We start from the raw sequence: 17,889 nt of genomic DNA on the forward strand, positions 1-17,889 counted from the left end.
CTGGGCGTAAAACGACAGAGCGAAGCGACAGAGAGCCCAGAACACGATCCCCGGAACGGCCCCCAACGACGCCCACGCAACAGGGCCCAGCCCAACAGCCCCGGCCCCGCACCCCGGGCGCGACGCCCCCGCGTAAGGCGATGCCCAACAGCCCCGGCACCGTACACGCGTGAGGCGCACCCGGCGTCCCGGGTGCGCCCTGTCGCGAGGGGGTGGGGTCAGGCGTCGCGGTTCGGGTTCATCCGCTCCCGCTGCGAGCGCGCTTCGCCCTCGGTGTCCTGGCGGCGCTGGCCGGCCTGCTGGCCGCCCTTGCGCGTACGCTGCTGCGCCTCGCGCTTCGCGTCCTGCGCACGCTGCTTCGCCTGGTCCTTGAGCTCCTGCGACTTGTCCTTGAACTGGTCTGCGATACCCATCGAGGTCACTCCTGAAAGTGGTGGGGGTGCGGAGGCCATGTGCGGCCCCCGGCCTCGACCAGACTGGCATGACCCGACATACCGCGCATTTCGATCAGGTGACGGGCTGGTCACGCTCCGTGCGCGCCCTTTCGTCCGCCTCGCCGCCCGCGCCGACGAGCCCGGTGCGTACGCCCGCCAGCCGCGGCTCGAAGCGCCGCATCTCGCGCTGTCCGACGGTCGCGATGACGCCCGGGAGGTAGCCGCGTACCGACTGCATGCCGCGCAGCCACCACTGGGCGTAGACGTGGGCCGCGCGGCGTTCGATGCCGGTGACGATCCGGTCGACGGCGGGGCCGAGGGGGTACGTCCGGTTCGACGGCCACGGCAGCCGCTGCCGCAACTCCCGCATCACGTCGTCCCGGTCGGCGCCGCGCACCATGTCGGTGTCGGTCCACGACAGGTAGCCGACGCCGACGCGCACGCCCCGGTAGCCGACTTCGGCGCGCAGGCTGTGCGCGAAGGCCTCCACGCCCGACTTGGACGCGCAGTACGCGGTCATCATCGGGGCGGGGGTGATCGCGGCGAGTGAGGCGATCTGGAGGAAGTAGCCGCGGCTCTCCAGGAGGACCGGCAGGAACGCGCGGGCGGTGACGGCGCTGCCGATGAGGTTGACCTCGATGACGCGCCGCCACGCGTCGGGGTCGGAGTCGACGAAGGGGCCGCCCGTGGCGACACCGGCGTTGGCGACGACGATGTCGACCTTGCCGAAGCGTTCCTTGACCTCCTGCGCGACGCGTGCCATCGCCTCATGGTCGGTGACGTCGACGTGCCACCAGTCGCTCTCGGTGTGCAGCCGGCCGGAGACCTGCTTCAGCTCGTCGGGTTCGAGTCCCAGGAGCGCGACGCGCGCGCCGCGCGCGGAGAGTTTGCGGGCGAGCAGTTCTCCGACACCCCGGGCCCCGCCGGTGACGACGGCGACCTGTCCCTCCAGGCTGACCTTGCTCATGCCGCTTCCTCCCTCTCCCCGGAACCGAGATACGTCGTCGTCAGCGCGCGGACGCGGGCCGTCACGGCCTCCGGCGCCTCCACGGGCGTCATGTGCCCGATGCCGGTGAGCTCCTCCAGCCCCACGCACCGGGGCAGCGCGGCGGCCAGGGCCCGCGCGTGCACGGGCGGGGTGAGCCGGTCGGCGCTCCCGACCAGCACGGCCGTGGGCACGGTCAACTCCCGTACGCCCGCTTCGAGGTCGAGGCCGGCGAGGACGTGCGACCAGGCGACCCGCACGGCCCGTGGGCAGGCGTGCACGATACGGGCGCACTCGGCGACCCGTTCGGGCGCCGAACCGGGGCCCATCGTCGCGTACTTGAGGATGGCCTTGGAGACGGCGGTGACGGGCCCGAGGGGCGCGCGTGCGCCCAGGACGGCCCGGGTCAGCCGGGTCCGCAGCGCTCCGGCGCGCAACGGCAGCACGAGTGACTCGGCGATCAGCCGGGAGGCGCCGGTGCTGCACAGCAGGACGGCCGCGGCGCGTTCGCGCACCGCCGCCCGCCCGGCGGCGGCCATGAGGGTCATGCCGCCCATGGAGTGCCCCACGAGCACGGCCTTCCCGCCGGGTTCCAGCGTGGCCGCGAGCACGGCCTCCAGGTCGTCGGCGAGGGCGTTCGTGGAGTATCCGCCGGGCCCGGCGGCCGGGGTGCGCCCGTGTCCCCGCTGGTCGTAGACGATGACGCGGTGGTCGCTGGACAGGTCCCGTACCTGGGCGGCCCAGAACTCCGTCGAGCAGGTCCAGCCGTGCACCAGTACGACGGCGGGAGCGTTCTCGGGCCCGTGCACCTCGACGTGCAGGGACGAGGTGTCCGCGGATGTCACCCTCATCGCGCCGCCCCCTCGCGCACCCGGACGACCTCGTACTCGCCGAGGTCCACTTCCTTCGTCGCGCGCCGGAACTCGCTCGTGGTCCCCGGCCACAGCGTGGTGTTGCGGCCGTTGGCGTCGAGGTACCAGCTGTCGCAGCCGCCCGCCTTCCACACGGTCCGCTCCATCCGGGACTGCACGCGGCGGTTCCACGCCCCGACCGCGGAGGGTCGCGGGGTCAGCGCGGCGCGTCCGCCGAGCACGTCGAGCCGTCGCATGTAGTCGGCCAGGTAGTTCAGCTGGGACTCGATCATGAGGATCATGGAGGAGTTCCCGAGCCCGGTGTTGGGGCCGATGATCGTCATCCAGTTGGGGAACCCGGCGGCCGTCGCGCCGCGCAGCGACTCCATGCCGTCCTTCCACGCCTCGGCGAGCGTGATCCCGTCCGCGCCGACGACGCGGTCGGCGATCGGCATGTCGGTGACGTGGAAGCCGGTGCCGAAGATGATGGCGTCGGCCTCGGTCCGCGTACCGTCGGCGGCGAGGAGCGTGGAGCCCCGAACCTCGGCCAGGCCCGAGGCGATGACGTCGACGTTGGGTCGGGCGAGGGCCGGGTAGTAGTCGCTGGACAGCAGGATGCGCTTGCAGCCGATGCGGTAGGAGGGCGTCAGCTTGGCGCGCAGCGCCGGGTCCTTGATGGCGCGGGCCATGTTCGCCTTGGCGAGTCTCTCGACGAGCCCGAGCTCACCCGGCCGCTTGGTGAAGGCGCTGACCTGCAACTCCCGGACGCCCCAGAGCAGTCCGCGGCGCGCCTTGCCGGTGAAGGGCAGCCGGCGGTGCAGCCACCGCTCGGCGTTGGTGATGGCGCGGTCCATGCGGGGCATGACCCACGGGGGCGTGCGCTGGAACAGCGTCAGCGTGCCGACCCGCGGCTGGATGGACGGGACGATCTGGATGGCGGAGGCGCCGGTGCCGATCATCGCGACCCGCTTGCCCGTGAGGTCGTAGTCGTGGTCCCAGCGGGCGGAGTGGAACACCTTGCCGCCGGCGGCCTCGAAGGACGCGAGGCCGGGGATGTCGGGGATCTTCGGGTCGGAGAGCGGCCCGGTCGCGGAGACGACGACGTCGGCCGTGAGCGTCCCCCGCGAGGTCTCGATCTCCCAGTGCAGCGCGTCGTTGTCCCAGCGCGCCATCAGGACCTCGTGGCCGAGGCGGAGGTGAGGACGCAGCCGGAAGGTGTCCGTGACGTGTTCGAGGTACGCGCGGATGTGCTGCTGGCCGGAGAAGGTGCGCGGCCAGTCGGGGTTGGGCGCGAAGGAGAAGGAGTACAGATGTGACGGAACGTCACAGGCGCATCCGGGGTAGCTGTTGTCCCGCCACGTCCCGCCGACCGAGTCGGCGCGCTCCAGGACGACGAAGTCCGTGATCCCCTCGCGGCGCAGCCGGACGGCCGCGCCGAGGCCTCCGAAGCCCGATCCGATCACCGCCACGCGTACATGCTCGTGCTGGCCCATGCCGCCTCCGCATACCCATCAGCAAGACTCTGCCAGCAATCACTGGCACGGTTGGGAGAGTAGAGCAGCTCCATACCGAGCGGTAGGGGTCGCGGAGGAAAAGTTACCGCCGGTACGACATAGGGTTGCGGCTGTGGCGAACGAGGGGACGACCGAGGGCACGCACCAGCGTGAGTACCGCGTCGAGGAGTTGGCGGAGGCGGCCGGCATCACGGTGCGCACCGTGCGCTTCTACCGGGAGCGGGGGCTGATCCCCCCACCGCGCCGCGAGGGCCGCATCGCCTGGTACGGCGAACACCACCTGGCCCGCCTGCGCACGATCGCCGCCCTGCTGGAGCGCGGCCACACCCTCAACGGCATCGCCGACCTGGCCGCCGCCTTCGAGAGCGGACGCGACGTCGGCGAGGTGCTGGGCCTGGGCGAACCGACCGAGGAGGAGCCGGTACGGCTCACCCCGGAGCAACTCGCCGACCACTTCGGCGACCAGGTCACCCCGGAGAACTTCGCCGCCGCCCTGGACCTCGGCTACCTCGCCACCGACGGCGAGGAGATCGTCCACGTCAGCCGCCGCCTGCTGGACGTCTCGGCCGCCCTGGTCAAGGAGGGCATCCCGCTGTCGGCGGTCCTGGCGGCGGCGGCCCGGGTCCGGGCCCACGCGGACGCCCTGGCCGCCCTCTTCGCCGACCTGCTGCACGACCACGCGGACGGGGACGCCGATGTCGTACGGCTGCGTCCCCTGGCGAAGAGCGTCGTGGAGGCGGAGATCTCGATGGCCCTCGACCGCCACCTGCGCGCCCTCAACTCCTAGGCGGCCGCGAGAACGGGGCCCGTCCGGGCCCGCGAGGGGCCCGCGAAGGGGGCGTGGAGCGGGGAAGATGCGCACGCTCACGGCCCTCGCTATTGTCGCGCCTGAACGCCCGCCGGGCGGGGCATGTCCGCGCACCCGCGCGGTGCTCCGCGTCCGCCGCTCCTCCCCGTGCGCTGCGCTCCCAGGTGTCAACCCGCAACGCAAGCCCTCGCACCCCGAGGCGTGCGCCGACAAACGGACATGAACACAGTGACCACAGTGACTGTTCAGCTGCCCGAACCAGCCGGCCGGCGCCCGGACGGCCCCCCACCGAAACCGCGCCTGCTCCACATGAGCCCGGGCCAGTGCGCGGCTGCCAGAAGAAGGGCCAGGTCGTCTCCGTACCGCCGTACACCAACGACTGGTGGGCGTACCTCCCGCAGTACGGCGGCTACATGTCCACCATCTACATCAGCTCGCCCGGGAACCAGCTCCCGGACGTCCCGGTGTGCGCCGACCGGTAGCCACGGCGCGGACGAGGGGCCGGACCTCCGTCGGGACCCGACGGAGGTCCGGCCCGCGTCACGGCCTCACGGCCGGTTCAGCCTGATGGAGTTGACGGGCGTCAGGTCCGCCCAGGCACCGCCCTGGGCCTGGATGGTGCAGTTGCAGTTCGTGCCGTTGTAGCCGAGGCACAGGTTCGCGCTCGCACCGCCGTACTGGTTGTTGATGACCCAGTGCCAGCCGTACTGGTTGCTGAGGTTGTGGGCCCCGTAGCTGTAGTAGACGTGGCTCGGGCTACGCCAAGCTGGTCGCCAGTGAGCCCGGGGACGAGTTCTGGATGGACTGGACGACCAACTGGTCGAACGGCAGCGCGTCCTCGTGGGTCCAGTGCGGCCCGTTCATCGTGGGCGACGGCGGCCCGCACACCACCGCCGCCAAGGAGACGAACTCCAGCTCCGGCTGGCGGTTCCGCGCGTGCGGCAGCTCCGCGTACAGCGACGAGGTGAAGTGCACCGCCTGGTGGTAACCGGCCCGGTGGCACCCACCCGGTGGTGATCACCGGTGGTGATCACCACCGCCGACTCGGGGGAGTCGCGGGGGTCGCGGGGCACCGGCCTGGAGCCGGTGCCCCGCGACCGCCGGGGCCGGCAGCCACCAGCGGGCCTTGTAGATGCCGCCGTTCGCCAGCTCGTACGTCCCCACCGGGTGGTTCCCCGCCGGGTGGTGCACCGTCACCTTCCTGGTCCACCAGGTCTCCGCCAGGCCGCGCTCCGGCACCGTGGAGGCGACCTGCCCGGTGACCGGGTCGTCGCCGACCGCCTTGACCCGGGCGCGGCTGATGGCGGCCGCGCCGGGGAAGTCCCGCACGAAGGTCCGGGTGCTCTTCACGTACTGGTACACGGCTGACCCGCTGCTCACCCACAGCCGGTCCGGCCGCCCGGCCACCTGCCCCAGGTCGTGCCCGTGCGGGGTCGGCAGGGGCACCTCGAAGCCCCGGGTGAGCGTGGGCCGCGCCGGGGTGCCGCCCACCTTCAGCGCCACCAGCCGGTCCCCGCCGAGCGCCCACAGCACCCGGTGGCGCCCGTCCCACTGCAGCCCGTGCGCGTCGTCCAGCGTGTACGACGCGAACGGCACGTCCGCCTGGCCCTGGGAGGCCGCGTAGAGCCGTACGACGTCACCGGTGCTGCCCGCGACGGCCACGTTGCCGTCGGGCAGGAGCTCGATGCTGTGCGGGTTGTGCCGGATGGTCCCGGGCGAGAGTGTGTCGCCCCAGTGGCGCCGGCCCGAAGGGTACGCGACGACCGCCGCGAAGCCGTACGAGGCGACCGTCAGGACGTACGTCCCGCCCTTCCAGGTCCGCACCTTGGCCTCGCTCGGGTGCACCCAGCTGACGCCCGGCTCCATGTCGGCGTACCGGGCGTCCCCGAGCGGCGAGAACGCCCACTTCACGGCGGACGGATCGGCGGCCGGGTCCCAGCCGCGGCGCCCGCCGTCGAGCAGCAGGATCCGCTTGGACGCCTGATCGGTGAGAAGGACGTCGGGCGTCCCGGCGGGGATCTCGGAAGCGGGAACCGGGACGGAGGCCGACGTCGGTACGGGGGCGGTCAGCAGCGTTCCGCACGTGACCGTCGCTAACAGGGCGGACTGGAGCGTACGTACGGCGGTGATGCGCACCCGCCACACTCTGCCAGAAGCATTCCCCGCCACCGGTCTCGCACAAACGGCGTGTGACAGACCCTCACATGCGGAATCCACGAGCGCGGGGCGCGCGCCGCCCCTGACGTTGCAGGGGCCGCCCGGCGGGCACAGGGACTCCATGATGTTCGAGGGATTCACCCTGGCCATGTGCGACGGGGACGGCGACGGAGCCCGCCTGCGGGTGCGGTACGGCGGCGACGGCCCGGCGGTGCTGCTCCTGCACGGCCATCCGCGCACGCACGCCACCTGGCACCGGGTCGCCCCCCTGCTCGCGGCTGCCGGGCACACCGTGGTGTGCCCGGACCTGCGGGGGTACGGCCGGTCGTCCAAGCCCGTGAGCGACGCCGAGCACCGGCCGTACTCCAAGCGCGCCATGGCCGGCGACTGTCTCGCGCTGATGCGCTCACTGGGGCACGAGCGCTTCGCCGTCGTCGGCCACGACCGCGGGGCCTATGTGGCCACCCGGCTCGCCCTGGACCATCCCGGGGCCGTCCGGTCGCTGACCGTGCTGGACGCGGTGCCCATCGGCGAGGCGCTGCGACGCTGCGACGCCCGCTTCGCCGCCCGCTGGTGGCACTGGTTCTTCCTCGGGCAGACCGGCAAACCGGCCGAGCGCGTGATCAACGCCGATCCGGACGCCTGGTACCGGGGCACTCCGGAGGAGATGGGCGCCGAGGCGTACGAGGACTACCACCGGGCCATCCACGACCCGGCCACCGTGCACGCCATGTGCGAGGACTACCGCGCAGGCCTGGGCATCGACCGGGCCCACGACGAGGCCGACCGCGGCGCCGGCCGGCGCGTCGCGTGCCCCGTCCAGGTGCTCTGGGCCACCCGCGACGACATGGTCGAGCTGTACGGGGACGTCCTCGCCGTGTGGCGGGACTGGGCGGCCGGCCCCCTGTGGGGCGGCCCCGTCGAGTCCGGCCACCACATCGCCGAGGAGGCCCCGGAGGAACTCGTCGCGGCGCTCCGCGGCTTCTGGGCCGCCCACGCCACCGACCGGCGGTGAGCCCCGGTCGCCCTACAGGTCGTAGACCGCCGTCACGGGCGCGTGGTCGCTCCAGCGCTCGCCGTGCGTCGCCGCGCGCTCGACCCACGCCTTGAGCGCGCGGGCGGCCAGGCCGGGGGTGGCCACGTGGTAGTCGATGCGCCAGCCGGCGTTGTTGTCGAAGGCCCGGCCCCGGTAGGACCACCAGGAGTACGGGCCGGCCTGGTCCGGGTGGAGGGCGCGGACGACGTCGACGTACGCCCCGTCGCTCTCGTCGAAGACGCGGGAGAGCCAGGCGCGCTCCTCGGGGAGGAAGCCGGAGCTCTTCCGGTTCGCCTTCCAGTTCTTGAGGTCGGCCTCCTGGTGGGCGATGTTCCAGTCGCCGCAGACCAGGACCTCCCGGCCGTCCGCCGCCGCGCGGGCCTTCAGCGCCTTCAGGTAGGGCAGGAACGCGTCCATGAAGCGGACCTTCTCGTCCTGCCGCTCCGTACCGACCTCGCCGGAGGGCAGGTACAGGCTGGCGACCGTGACGCCCGGCAGGTCGGCCTCCACGTAACGGCCGCTGCCGTCGAACTCGGCCGACCCGAAGCCGACGCGCACCGCGTCCGGTTCACGGCGCGTGTAGAGGGAGACGCCCGCCCGGCCCTTCGCGGTGGCCGGGGCGTGGACGGCGTACCAGCCGTCGGGGGTGCGTACCGCCTCGGGCAGCTGGGACTCCTCCGCCCGCACCTCCTGGAGGCAGAGCACGTCGGCGGCGGTTCCCGCGAGCCATTCGACGAAGCCCTTCTTGGCGGCGGCGCGCAGGCCATTGACATTGGCGGAGGTCACAGTGAGCATTCGGGCACGATACCGACACATCCTGTCCGCATACCTGTACCATCCCTCGTATGTTTATCCGGCCCACCCCCTTCGACCACCCCGACGCGGTCAAACTCAACGACCAGGTGCAGCTCGAATACGCCGAGCGGTACGACGACGAGGGCGATCTCACACCGCTCGACCCCTCGATGTTCCGGCCGCCGCGCGGCCTGTACCTTCTCGCCTACGACGACCGGGACCGCCCCGTGGCCACCGGCGGCTGGCGCACCCAGGACGAGAACGACGAGGGGTACTCCGACGGGGACGCCGAGATCAAGCGCATGTACGTGATCCCCGAGGCCCGCGGACTGGGTCTCGCCCGTCGCGTCCTCGCCCTCCTGGAGGAGGACGCGCGCGCCGCCGGACGGACCCGGATGGTGCTGGAGACCGGCACGATGCAGCCGGAGGCCATCGGGCTCTACACGTCGAGCGGGTACGAGCCGTGCGCCAAGTTCGGCTACTACCGCGGCTACGACAGCAGCCGCTGCTTCGCCAAGCCGCTGACGCACCCCTGACGCGGACCCTGACGCGCGCGACCGACGCGCCGCGACCGGCGTGCTCCCGACGCGCCCCCACCCCACTACTGACGCGCCCCTGACAAACATCCCGCCCCCGTGGCACGCTGCCTCACGCACCGCTATACGCACCGCTCTTCGATCCCCCACCCTGCCCGGGCCGTGAAACCCGCGCCCGGGCACGGCAGAAGGAGACATGCGTGAGACGCCATCGCATCACCACGGGCATCCTGCTGACCGTCGGAGCCCTGCTCACCGGCGCCCTGTCCACCACGGCCGCCACCGCGGCCGGGCCGGCTCCCGACCCCACCGTCCGCACGGCCCCCGCCGCCGAACAGCAGCGGGCGACCGCCTTCTGGACCGCCGAGCGGATGCGCTCCGCCGCCCCGCTCGACCTGCGGCTGACCCCGCGGGCCGCGAAGCAGCTCAGGACGCCCCGGCCGGGCGGGGACACGACCACCGTCGCGCCCACCGCCTTCCCGCAGGCGGGCGGCCCCTGGACCGGCGGCGGGGCGGTCGTGAAGACCTCCGGCCGGGTGTTCTTCACCTTCCAGGGCCGTACCGCTTCCTGCTCCGGCAACGCCGTCACCAGCCAGAACGCCAGCACCGTCATCACCGCCGGGCACTGCGTGAAGTACCAGGGCAGCTGGCACACCAACTGGGTCTTCGTCCCCGGCTACGACAACGGCCAGGCGCCCTACGGCCAGTGGGCCGCCACCAAAACGCTGACCACCCCGCAGTGGGAGGCGAGCGAGGACATCAACCACGACATCGGCGCGGCCGTCGTCGCCCCGCTGAACGGGCAGAAGCTCACCGCCGTCACCGGCGCGCAGGGCATCCAGTTCAACGGCGGCTACAACAAGCCGATGTACGCCTTCGGCTTCCCGGCCGCGTCCCCGTACGACGGCTCCAAGCTGATCCACTGCAGCGGGAACTCCTCCAAGGACTTCCTCTTCTCGCAGGACCACAGCCTGGCCTGCAACATGACCGGCGGCTCCAGCGGAGGCCCCTGGTTCACCGGCTTCAGTGAGGCGACCGGCACCGGTCTGCAGGTCTCGGTGAACAGCTTCGGCTACACCTTCCTCCCGAACCGCATGTTCGGCCCGTACTTCGGCAACGAAGCGAAGGCGCTGTACGACAAGGCCCAGGTTTCCTGAGCCGGCACCGGCCGCCCGGCGGGGGGTTCACGGCCCCGCCGGGCGGCCACCCACGCCCACGCCCCTGCTTACGGTCCTAATCCGCGACCGGCGGCCGGGCCGGAGTTGGCCAACTCGTAGGGGTGCGGGGCCGGATACGTTCACCCTGCCCATGGACACCATCACGGCCGTCCGCAGACTGAACGACGAACGACACCTCCGTGAACCAGGAGTACGCCCATGGCCCCTCACCGCACCGCGGACCTCGTTTTCACCGGCGGCCCCGTCCACACCGTGGATCCCCTGCGCCGCAGGGCGACCGCGGTGGCCGTACGCGGCTCCCGCATCGTCGCCGTCGGCGACTCCGAGGTCCACGGGCTGATCGGTCCGCGCACCGAAGTGGTCGATCTGCGCGGCCGGTTGCTGATACCGGGCTTCCAGGACGCGCACGTCCACCCGGTGGGCGGCGGAGTGGAGCTGGGCCGGTGCGACCTGAGCGGGGCGGGGACGACCGACGCGTACCGCCGCCGCATCCGGGCGTACGCCGAGGCGCACCCCGACGCGGAGTGGATCACCGGCGGTGGCTGGTCGATGGAGGCGTTCCCCGGCGGCACCCCGGACCGGCGGCTCCTCGACGAGCTGGTCCCCGACCGCCCCGCGTACCTGGTCAACCGCGACCACCACGGCGGCTGGGCCAACTCCCGGGCGCTGGAGCTGGCGGGCATCACCGCCGCCACTCCCGACCCGGCCGACGGGCGCATCGAGCGCGACGCCGACGGGCACCCCACCGGCATGCTCCAGGAGGGCGCGATGACCCTCATCGCCGCCCTCGTACCGGCGCCGACCCTCGACGAGCTGACCACCGGCCTCCTGCGCGCACAGGAGCTGCTGCACTCCCTCGGCGTCACCGCCTGGCAGGACGCCCTGCTCGGCGACCACGCCGGAATGGCCGACCCGGCCCCGGCGTACGCGGCGGCCGCGCGCGGCGGGAAGCTGACGGCCCGGGTCGTCGGATCGCTGTGGTGGGACCGGGCGCGCGGCCTGGAGCAGCTCCCGGAGCTCCTGGCGCGGCGCGAGGAGTTGACGTACGGCAGGCTGCGCGCCACCACCGTGAAGATCATGCAGGACGGCATCGCCGAGAACGGCACGGCGGCCCTGCTCGGCCCGTACCTCACCCGGTGCGGCTGCGCGTCCGGCAACACGGGCCTCTCGTTCATCGAGCCGAAGGCGCTCGACGAGTACGTCACCGCTCTGGACGCCCACGGGTTCCAGGTGCACTTCCACGCGCTGGGCGACCGGGCGGTGCGTGAGGCGCTGGACGCGGTGGAGGCCGCGCGGGCGGCGGGCGGCGGCGCCGTCGACACCCGGCCGCACCTGGCGCATCTGCAGGTGGTGCACCCGGACGACGTGCCACGGTTCGCGCGGCTGGGCGTGACGGCGAACATCCAGGCGCTGTGGGCGGCGCACGAGCCGCAGATGGACGAGCTGACGATCCCGTTCCTCGGTCCCGAACGGGCCGCCCGCCAGTACCCGTTCGGTGACCTGCTGCGCGCCGGGGCGCGGCTCGCGGCGGGCAGCGACTGGCCCGTCAGCAGCCCGGACCCGCTGGCAGCGCTGCACGTCGCGGTCAACCGCGTCTCGCCGGACGCCCCGGCGGACACCCCGGTCTTCCTGCCGGAGCAGCGCATCGGCCTGGACGCCGCCCTGACCGCGTACACCGCCGGCAGCGCGTACGTGAACCACCTCGACGACACCGGCGTCATCCGGGCGGGGAACCTCGCCGACCTGGTCGTGCTGGACCGCGATCCGTTCGCCGCGCCGCCGCGGGAGATCGCGGACACCCGCGTCCTTCAGACCTTCGTCGGCGGTACCCGCGTCCACGCCGCGAGCGCCTGATCCAGGAAGCCGCCGAGCCGGGCCCTCGCCCGCTCGATCTGCTCCTCCACCGTCAGGGTTTCCTCCAGGCGCCCGCCGGGCTCCGGGCGCTTCACCCCCCGTACGTACAGGGAGCAGGCGAGGTCGGAGCACGGGTACACGCCGACCGAGTTGCCCTCACACCCGGCCGGGGAAGCCTTCGAGCAATTGACGAACGACGCGCGGATGGCGCGCTCAGAGACTGCCTTCATGCCGGGGACCGTCACTCCACCTGGGAGTACCAGGCAAAAGGTTGATCAACCCAGGAGCGGGTCGGTCGCCGTCATGGACGCGGCGGTGGACCGGGGCCTCGCCGGCACGGTCGTCTCCGGCGCGGTCGTCTCCGGCGGCCGAGGCGCGGTGGGGGCGGGGGTGCGGGCCCGGACCGCCGGGCGGCGCCGGAAGGGAAGCCGCGCCGGGCGCCCCACCGGCTGCCGGACCATGGCGCGGATCGGCCGGGCGCACGCCTGGGCCAGGGCCCGGAGGGGCGCCGGAGCCCGGACCGGGGCCGGTGTCCGACGCGGTACCCGGACCCGCGCCGGGTCGCGTGCCGCCGAGTTCGTGCGACGCGGCGCGCTTGGGCACGGGCTGCGGGGCGGGCGCCGCCTTCGGGGTCGCCGGGCGGCCGGCCGGGGCGTCGGCCATCCAGCGCTGCGCCGTCGACCCGTCCCGCAGGCGGACGACCACGCTCGTCCCGGGCTCGGCCGTCAGGGGCGTGAGCGCCACCTGCTCGCTCCACCGTGGGACGACCACCCCCTGAACCGTCAGGTCGTAGCGCACGTCCGCCGCGTCAGGGGCGGCGGCCGCCGGGCATCCGCTCAGCACCGGCGTGCCCGCGGGCCGGTGGGAGTTGGCGCAGAGGGCGGGGTCGGCGGCGCTGCGCAGCAGCCCGTCCTGCTCGTACGTCCAGAGCTGGGTCACCGAGCCCGGGTCGCACGCGGCGAGCGCCAGTTCCGCGTTGGCGACCGCCCTGCCGTCCCGGACGTCGAGGCACAGCCCGGTCGCGGTGTTGCGCAGCCGGAAGCTCAGCGGCCCGGTGGGGTGCCCGGCCGGGGTGGGCGCGGGCGGGGTGACGACGGGCGGAGCCGCGGCGCTGGTCACCGCGCCACCGGGCCGCCCGGTCCCCGCCTCATGGCCGTCGTCCCCGTCCCCTCGGAGGGCCGCCACGGCGCCCGCGACCAGGACCCCGGCCACCACGGCGGCGACGGCGCCGTTCCGGAGCGCGGCCCCGCCGAGGAGCGCCCCGTCACCCGGCGCCGAGCCGTGGCGCCGCCCGCCCCGGGAGTGGCGCGCCCGCCGGGGCGCCTGCTCGTGGGCCCGGGCGCGCCCCGGCCGCGTTTCGAGGTACCGCGCCGCCCCCGCGCCGAGTACGCCCTCGGCGAGCAGCAGCGCCAGGTGGCCGTCGGAGTGCCGCAACTGCTCGGCGGCGTACCGGCAGTGGCGGCACCGCGCCAGGTGGAGCCGGATGTCCGGGATCAGCGGGCCGCGGCGCCGCAGGGATATGTCGAGCAGCCGGCCGAAGTGCCGGCACTCCTGGTCCGGAGCGAGCTCATGGTGGGCGTTCACGCATCCGGCGCGCAGCAGCTCGCGGGCCTCGGCGAGGCGCGCGGTGGCGCCGCGGGGGTCGATGGCCAGGAGGGCGGACGGTATGGAGATGCCCTCGGCCTCCACTTCCCGGTGCCACAGCAGCACCTGGGCGGGCCCGGGCAGGGCGCGGAATGCGCGGGCGATCAGCCGCCGATTCTCCGCCGGTTCCTCCGGGCATTGAATTCCGGGCAGCAGCGCCGTGATGCGCGCGTCATCGCCCCAATCGCGCAATACCCGGCGTGCGGTCACGAGGCAATGCACGCGTACGGCGGCCGTGCCCCACTCCGGGCCGTCTGCGCGCAGCTTTTCCAGCGCCTGACCGAAAGCGGCGGCTGCGACCATCGCCGCGGCATTCCCCGGGGGGACGAAGAGCGCCACGTAGTCGGACACGGCCTGCCAGTGCCGCTCCATCAGCGCGGCCACCGGGTACGCGTCGCGCCACCCGCCATCGGCCCGCAGGGCGTCCACCAGGAACGCGTCGGAGCCGCCGGAGGTGGGACCGTACGGGGGACGAGGGGGCGGGGAAGGAGGTGGGGGGTTGCGCATAGACGTATGCCCATCCAGGGAATTGCAGCGAGCGGGAACCACCGGATTGGTGCGTACCTTTGCGTGCCGTTCGTTTTGTGAAGGGCGACCCGAAAGGAATTCGAACGGTTGAGCAGAATCGGCCTGTTGGGCCGCGCGAAGGCAAACGATCGCACAACTGGCAGGTACGGAACAAGGGTTGGGATCAGTCGCCGGAATTCACCGACCCGCCACCGGACTCCGGGGCCGAAAGGCACCGGGCCCGCGCGGGGCGGGGTCGCGTCCGTGCGTCGTGACGCCGGCGCGGCCACTGTCCCGGCCACCCTGCCCGCGCGGCGCCCACCCTGCCGCGCGACCGGGGCGACCCTGTCCCGCGACCGGGCCATGACAGGCACCCGCCGGCTCGCGTGCGCCCCGCCGGCACCCACCCGCTCCCACCGGCGTCCGGACACAGCTCAAAGCCCCTGCCGGATTTCCCCGGCAGGGGCTTTGACGTTGCGTGGACCTGAGGGGATTTGAACCCCTGACCCCCTCGATGCGAACGAGGTGCGCTACCAGTCTGCGCCACAGGCCCTTGCGACGTGTGAAACATTAGCATCCCGATCGGGCTGCTTGGAAATCCGTTCCCGCCCGGCCACCGGAGAGGCGCGTCACTCGTTGGCCGCGCGGGGACGGTCCTCGTCCGCGTACTGGTCGAAGAGCGGGGTGCGGCCGTGGTCGCGGGTGCGGCGCGGGGGGTGCGGGCTCGGGTTGGGGTTCTGGCGGGTGGGCGGCGGCGGGGTCGGCTCCGCCGGGGAGGAGCGGGCAGCGCTCCAGGTCTCGGGGTCCGTGACGTCCACGCCGCCCGTCGCGCGCGGGGCGACCGGCGCGGTGACGTACGTGGGCAGCGGGACCGGGACCGGGTCCCAGCTGTCGCCGCGGGCGGGGCCGCGGTCGCGCTGCTGGTCCACCCACTCGGCGTGGTCCGTCTGCTCGACGAGCGCGCGGCGCCCCGCCTCCTGCGGGGAGACCACGGGCTCGGGCTCGGGCTGCGGGTGCTGCGCCTCCGGCTCGGCGTCCCGTTCCGGGGCCGGGCGGGTGCGAGGGCGGCTCTCACGCAGCCGCTGCGCGGCGGCCTCGGCGCGGCGCCGGTCCATGACGTACACGAAACGGCGCCGCTCCTGGGCCCGCAGGTGCACGATGTACGCGCTGAGCAGCACCGCCGGGATGCCGGGCACCCACAGGAAGGCGAGACCGCCGACGGCCGCGACGATCGCGCCGACCGTGAAGGCGAGGAAGAGGACCACCGTGGTGCGCCGGCGCCGGGCGAGCACCCGGGAGCGGCGGGCGCGCGCGGCGGCCTCACCGGTGAGTACGGGGCGCCGCGCGGCCGGCCGGGCGGGCCGGGCGGGTGCCGGGATGTCGAGGCGGGCCTCCGTCAGGGCCGGGGGCGCGGCGAAGGCCCGGACGTCGACCGAGCTCAGATGCTCGGTCTCGGCGTCCGGGTCGACCTCGGGCCCTTCCTGACCTGCGGCGCGCCGATCCAGCTCCTTGGCGTACCGGCGCTCCATCCCCGCCCGTCCGGACAGCAGCCGGATGGCGGTGCTGAAGCGTTCCGTCGGACGGGCTTCGTTCAGCTCGTCCTGCCTTCGGAGCCACATCGGCACCAAGTAGGCGGCCCAGGCCCCGACGATGACTGCGTAGATGAGGCCGCTGCTGCTCACGTGTCACACCGTAGAGGGGTTCGCAGCAGGCGATCGGCCAATTGAGCCGGTGTGTCGCACGATCTGGCTGATATCACTGAATTTTTTTGTGATTGATCAGACCGGTTGTGGTCGTTCGGCGATTGAATTCGAACATTTATTTTATTTATCGGGGTGTCCCGCGGCGCGCCCGGTGCCACCGGCGCAGCAGCCCCTCGGGCACCTCCTCGGCCGTGAGCGCGAACACGAGGTGGTCGCGCCACGCGCCGTCGATGTGGAGGTAGCGCGGGCGCAGTCCCTCTTCGCGGAATCCCAATTTCTCCACCACCCGGCGGCTGGGCGTGTTCTCGGGGCGAATGCAGACCTCGATCCGGTGCAGCCCCACCACGCGGAAACAGTGGTCGACGGCGAGGGCGACGGCGGTCGGCATGACCCCGCGCCCGGCGACCTCGCGGTCCACCCAGTACCCGACGTGGCCCGAGCACATCGACCCCCAGGTGATGCCCGCGACGGTCAGCTGGCCGACCAGGCGCCCCTCGTACTCGATCACGAACGGCAGCATCCGCCCCGCGTTCGCCTCCGCCCGCAGATGGCGGACCATCTGGCGGTACGTGGGGCGCTGCACGAACAAGCCGCCGGGGGCGGGCGGCGGGATCGTGGCCTCCCAGGGGCGCAGCCAGTCGCGGTTGCGCCGGTTGACCTCGCGCCAGGCCCGCTGGTCGCGCAGCTTTATCGGGCGCAGGACGACGGCGCCGTCCACCAGGTGCACCGGCCACGCCGGGTTCATGACGGTCTGGGGTGGTCGCCGCCGCGCAGCTGGTCCACCGCGTGGACCAGGATCCGGCCGAGGACGGCGAGACCGTCGCGCACGCCACCGGTGGAGCCGGGCAGGTTGACGATCAGGGTGCGGCCGGCGACCCCGGCGAGACCGCGGGAGAGGACGGCCGTCGGCACCTTCTCGCGGCCGTACGCGCGGATGGCCTCCGGGATGCCGGGCACCTCGTGGTCGAGGACGCGCCGGGTGACGTCGGGGGTGCGGTCGGTGGGCGAGATGCCGGTGCCGCCGGTGGTGAGGATGACGTCGTACGCCGCGGCCACCCCCTCGCGCAGCGCGGCTTCGACCGGGTCGCCGTCGGGGACGACCACCGGGCCGTCGACGGCGAACCCGAGCGCGGTGAGCCCTTCGGCGATGATCGGGCCGCCCTTGTCCTCGTAGACGCCGGCGGAGGCCCGGTTGGAGGCGGTGACGACCAGGGCGCGGTACGGCCGGCCCGAGGGCCGGTCCGCGTCCGGGCCGGGCTGCGGGTGGTGGGCGCCGGCGACGTTGCCCGCCCGGGGGGTCACTGTGCCGCTCCCTCGTGCTCCGCGCGCCGGTAGTCGCCGGACTTCCCCCCCGTCTTCTCCTCCACCCGTACGTCGGTGATGACGGCCGCCTTGTCGACGGCCTTCACCATGTCGACGACCGTGAGCGCCGCGACGGAGACAGCCGTGAGCGCCTCCATCTCCACGCCGGTACGGTCGGTGGTCTTCACGGTGGCCGCGATCTCGACCGCGTCGTCCGCGACCGACAGGTCCAGCTTCACGCCCGACACGGCCAGCGGGTGGCACAGCGGGATCAGGTCGGGCGTCCGTTTGGCGCCCATGATGCCGGCGATACGGGCGGTGGCCAGTGCGTCCCCCTTCGGGACACCCTCACCACGCAGCAGCTCGACCACGCGGGGGGAGACCAGGACCCGGCCGGTGGCGCGGGCGGTGCGGGCGGTGACGTCCTTGTCCGAGACGTCGACCATGCGGGCCGCCCCCGCCTCGTCGATGTGCGTCAGGCTGCTGCCTTGCGTACTCACTGCTGAACTCCGCCTCGCGTCATGGCGCCGATTGCCCCGCACGCCCATTGTCGCGCCGGGGGTCCGGGGAACGTCCCCCGGAAGG

The 17,889-nt window shown here is 73.4% G+C and carries 17 protein-coding genes, 1 tRNA gene and 2 pseudogenes; 6 read left to right on the plus strand and 14 right to left on the minus strand.

From position 1 onward, the window contains the following. Positions 1–218: 218 nt before the first annotated feature. From ABZZ38_RS28690 to ABZZ38_RS28705, 4 genes are all read right to left on the minus strand, one after another. Positions 219–413, minus strand: a complete 195-nt coding sequence (locus ABZZ38_RS28690) for a hypothetical protein (RefSeq protein ID WP_356745157.1) — start codon at positions 411–413, stop codon at positions 219–221. A gap of 94 nt (positions 414–507) precedes the next feature. After that, positions 508–1,401 carry an SDR family oxidoreductase gene (locus ABZZ38_RS28695; RefSeq protein WP_356745159.1) on the minus strand — a complete coding sequence of 298 codons (894 nt, stop codon included), beginning with the start codon at positions 1,399–1,401 and terminating at the stop codon, positions 508–510. Further along, on the minus strand, positions 1,398–2,270 hold the full coding sequence (locus ABZZ38_RS28700) for an alpha/beta hydrolase (RefSeq protein ID WP_356745161.1): 873 nt from the start codon (positions 2,268–2,270) through the stop codon (positions 1,398–1,400). The genes ABZZ38_RS28695 and ABZZ38_RS28700 overlap by 4 nt, the downstream gene beginning before the upstream one ends. Further along, on the minus strand, positions 2,267–3,763 hold the full coding sequence (locus ABZZ38_RS28705; RefSeq protein ID WP_356745162.1) for an NAD(P)/FAD-dependent oxidoreductase: 1,497 nt from the start codon (positions 3,761–3,763) through the stop codon (positions 2,267–2,269). Before ABZZ38_RS28705 ends, ABZZ38_RS28700 begins: the two co-directional genes overlap by 4 nt. A 133-nt stretch (positions 3,764–3,896) precedes the next feature. Between ABZZ38_RS28705 and ABZZ38_RS28710 the strand changes: the two genes are divergently transcribed. After that, the gene (locus tag ABZZ38_RS28710) at positions 3,897–4,571 is read left to right on the plus strand and encodes a MerR family transcriptional regulator (RefSeq protein WP_356745164.1); all 675 of its coding nucleotides are present in this window, start codon (positions 3,897–3,899) and stop codon (positions 4,569–4,571) included. Between the two features lie 344 nt (positions 4,572–4,915). Next, a pseudogene (locus tag ABZZ38_RS28715) lies at positions 4,916–5,074 on the plus strand (hypothetical protein); the annotation flags it as partial. A gap of 274 nt (positions 5,075–5,348) precedes the next feature. On the opposite strand, the gene ABZZ38_RS28720 reads toward ABZZ38_RS28715, so the two are convergent. Both ABZZ38_RS28720 and ABZZ38_RS28725 read right to left on the minus strand, forming a co-directional pair. Next, positions 5,349–5,567 (minus strand): hypothetical protein, encoded by a 219-nt coding sequence (locus ABZZ38_RS28720; protein ID WP_356745166.1) that lies wholly within the window; start codon positions 5,565–5,567, stop codon positions 5,349–5,351. Positions 5,568–5,609: 42 nt separating this feature from the next. Further along, the gene (locus ABZZ38_RS28725; RefSeq protein WP_356745168.1) at positions 5,610–6,728 is read right to left on the minus strand and encodes a DUF6528 family protein; all 1,119 of its coding nucleotides are present in this window, start codon (positions 6,726–6,728) and stop codon (positions 5,610–5,612) included. 145 nt (positions 6,729–6,873) lie between these two features. Between ABZZ38_RS28725 and ABZZ38_RS28730 the strand changes: the two genes are divergently transcribed. Further along, a complete protein-coding gene (locus ABZZ38_RS28730) occupies positions 6,874–7,764 on the plus strand; it encodes an alpha/beta hydrolase (protein ID WP_356745198.1) in 891 nt (296 codons plus the stop codon). A gap of 12 nt (positions 7,765–7,776) precedes the next feature. On the opposite strand, the gene ABZZ38_RS28735 is transcribed toward ABZZ38_RS28730, so the two are convergent. After that, positions 7,777–8,580 carry an exodeoxyribonuclease III gene (locus tag ABZZ38_RS28735; RefSeq protein ID WP_356745170.1) on the minus strand — a complete coding sequence of 268 codons (804 nt, stop codon included), beginning with the start codon at positions 8,578–8,580 and terminating at the stop codon, positions 7,777–7,779. Positions 8,581–8,630: 50 nt separating this feature from the next. Between ABZZ38_RS28735 and ABZZ38_RS28740 the strand changes: the two genes are divergently transcribed. From ABZZ38_RS28740 to ABZZ38_RS28750, 3 genes are all read left to right on the plus strand, one after another. Then, positions 8,631–9,116 carry a GNAT family N-acetyltransferase gene (locus ABZZ38_RS28740; RefSeq protein WP_356745172.1) on the plus strand — a complete coding sequence of 162 codons (486 nt, stop codon included), beginning with the start codon at positions 8,631–8,633 and terminating at the stop codon, positions 9,114–9,116. A gap of 200 nt (positions 9,117–9,316) precedes the next feature. Continuing rightward, on the plus strand, positions 9,317–10,273 hold the full coding sequence (locus tag ABZZ38_RS28745) for a peptidase (protein WP_356745173.1): 957 nt from the start codon (positions 9,317–9,319) through the stop codon (positions 10,271–10,273). 219 nt (positions 10,274–10,492) lie between these two features. After that, entirely contained in the window at positions 10,493–12,148 is a 1,656-nt protein-coding gene (locus ABZZ38_RS28750) for an amidohydrolase (RefSeq protein WP_356745175.1), read from the plus strand. Here ABZZ38_RS28750 and ABZZ38_RS28755 read toward each other — a convergent pair. The 7 genes and pseudogenes from ABZZ38_RS28755 to moaC all read right to left on the minus strand — a co-directional run. Continuing rightward, a pseudogene (locus ABZZ38_RS28755) lies at positions 12,103–12,327 on the minus strand (FBP domain-containing protein); the annotation flags it as partial. The gene ABZZ38_RS28750 and the pseudogene ABZZ38_RS28755 overlap by 46 nt on opposite strands. A 34-nt stretch (positions 12,328–12,361) precedes the next feature. Then, positions 12,362–14,299 carry an RICIN domain-containing protein gene (locus ABZZ38_RS28760; RefSeq protein ID WP_356745177.1) on the minus strand — a complete coding sequence of 646 codons (1,938 nt, stop codon included), beginning with the start codon at positions 14,297–14,299 and terminating at the stop codon, positions 12,362–12,364. A 479-nt stretch (positions 14,300–14,778) separates the two neighbouring features. Beyond that, positions 14,779–14,852 (minus strand) — tRNA-Ala (locus ABZZ38_RS28765). A 76-nt stretch (positions 14,853–14,928) separates the two neighbouring features. Next, positions 14,929–15,981, minus strand: a complete 1,053-nt coding sequence (locus tag ABZZ38_RS28770; protein WP_356745179.1) for a hypothetical protein — start codon at positions 15,979–15,981, stop codon at positions 14,929–14,931. A 145-nt stretch (positions 15,982–16,126) separates the two neighbouring features. Continuing rightward, on the minus strand, positions 16,127–16,729 hold the full coding sequence (locus ABZZ38_RS28775; RefSeq protein ID WP_356745200.1) for a GNAT family protein: 603 nt from the start codon (positions 16,727–16,729) through the stop codon (positions 16,127–16,129). 14 nt (positions 16,730–16,743) lie between these two features. Then, positions 16,744–17,214, minus strand: a complete 471-nt coding sequence (locus ABZZ38_RS28780) for a MogA/MoaB family molybdenum cofactor biosynthesis protein (RefSeq protein WP_356745202.1) — start codon at positions 17,212–17,214, stop codon at positions 16,744–16,746. Between the two features lie 86 nt (positions 17,215–17,300). Continuing rightward, positions 17,301–17,804 carry a cyclic pyranopterin monophosphate synthase MoaC gene (gene moaC / locus ABZZ38_RS28785; protein WP_356745181.1) on the minus strand — a complete coding sequence of 168 codons (504 nt, stop codon included), beginning with the start codon at positions 17,802–17,804 and terminating at the stop codon, positions 17,301–17,303. Positions 17,805–17,889 lie beyond the last annotated feature (85 nt).

The organism is Streptomyces sp. NPDC006368 (assembly GCF_040612535.1).
Taxonomy (GTDB): Bacteria; Actinomycetota; Actinomycetes; order Streptomycetales; family Streptomycetaceae; genus Streptomyces.

Coding starts and splice junctions, on each gene's coding strand:
- ABZZ38_RS28735 (WP_356745170.1), bottom strand. CDS start 8,580: ATGCTCACTGTGACCTCCGCCAATGTCAATGGCCTGCGCGCCGCCGCC.
- ABZZ38_RS28760 (WP_356745177.1), bottom strand. CDS start 14,299: ATGCGCAACCCCCCACCTCCTTCCCCGCCCCCTCGTCCCCCGTACGGT.
- ABZZ38_RS28740 (WP_356745172.1), top strand. CDS start 8,631: ATGTTTATCCGGCCCACCCCCTTCGACCACCCCGACGCGGTCAAACTC.
- ABZZ38_RS28700 (WP_356745161.1), bottom strand. CDS start 2,270: ATGAGGGTGACATCCGCGGACACCTCGTCCCTGCACGTCGAGGTGCAC.
- ABZZ38_RS28730 (WP_356745198.1), top strand. CDS start 6,874: ATGTTCGAGGGATTCACCCTGGCCATGTGCGACGGGGACGGCGACGGA.
- ABZZ38_RS28750 (WP_356745175.1), top strand. CDS start 10,493: ATGGCCCCTCACCGCACCGCGGACCTCGTTTTCACCGGCGGCCCCGTC.
- ABZZ38_RS28690 (WP_356745157.1), bottom strand. CDS start 413: ATGGGTATCGCAGACCAGTTCAAGGACAAGTCGCAGGAGCTCAAGGAC.
- ABZZ38_RS28695 (WP_356745159.1), bottom strand. CDS start 1,401: ATGAGCAAGGTCAGCCTGGAGGGACAGGTCGCCGTCGTCACCGGCGGG.
- ABZZ38_RS28705 (WP_356745162.1), bottom strand. CDS start 3,763: ATGGGCCAGCACGAGCATGTACGCGTGGCGGTGATCGGATCGGGCTTC.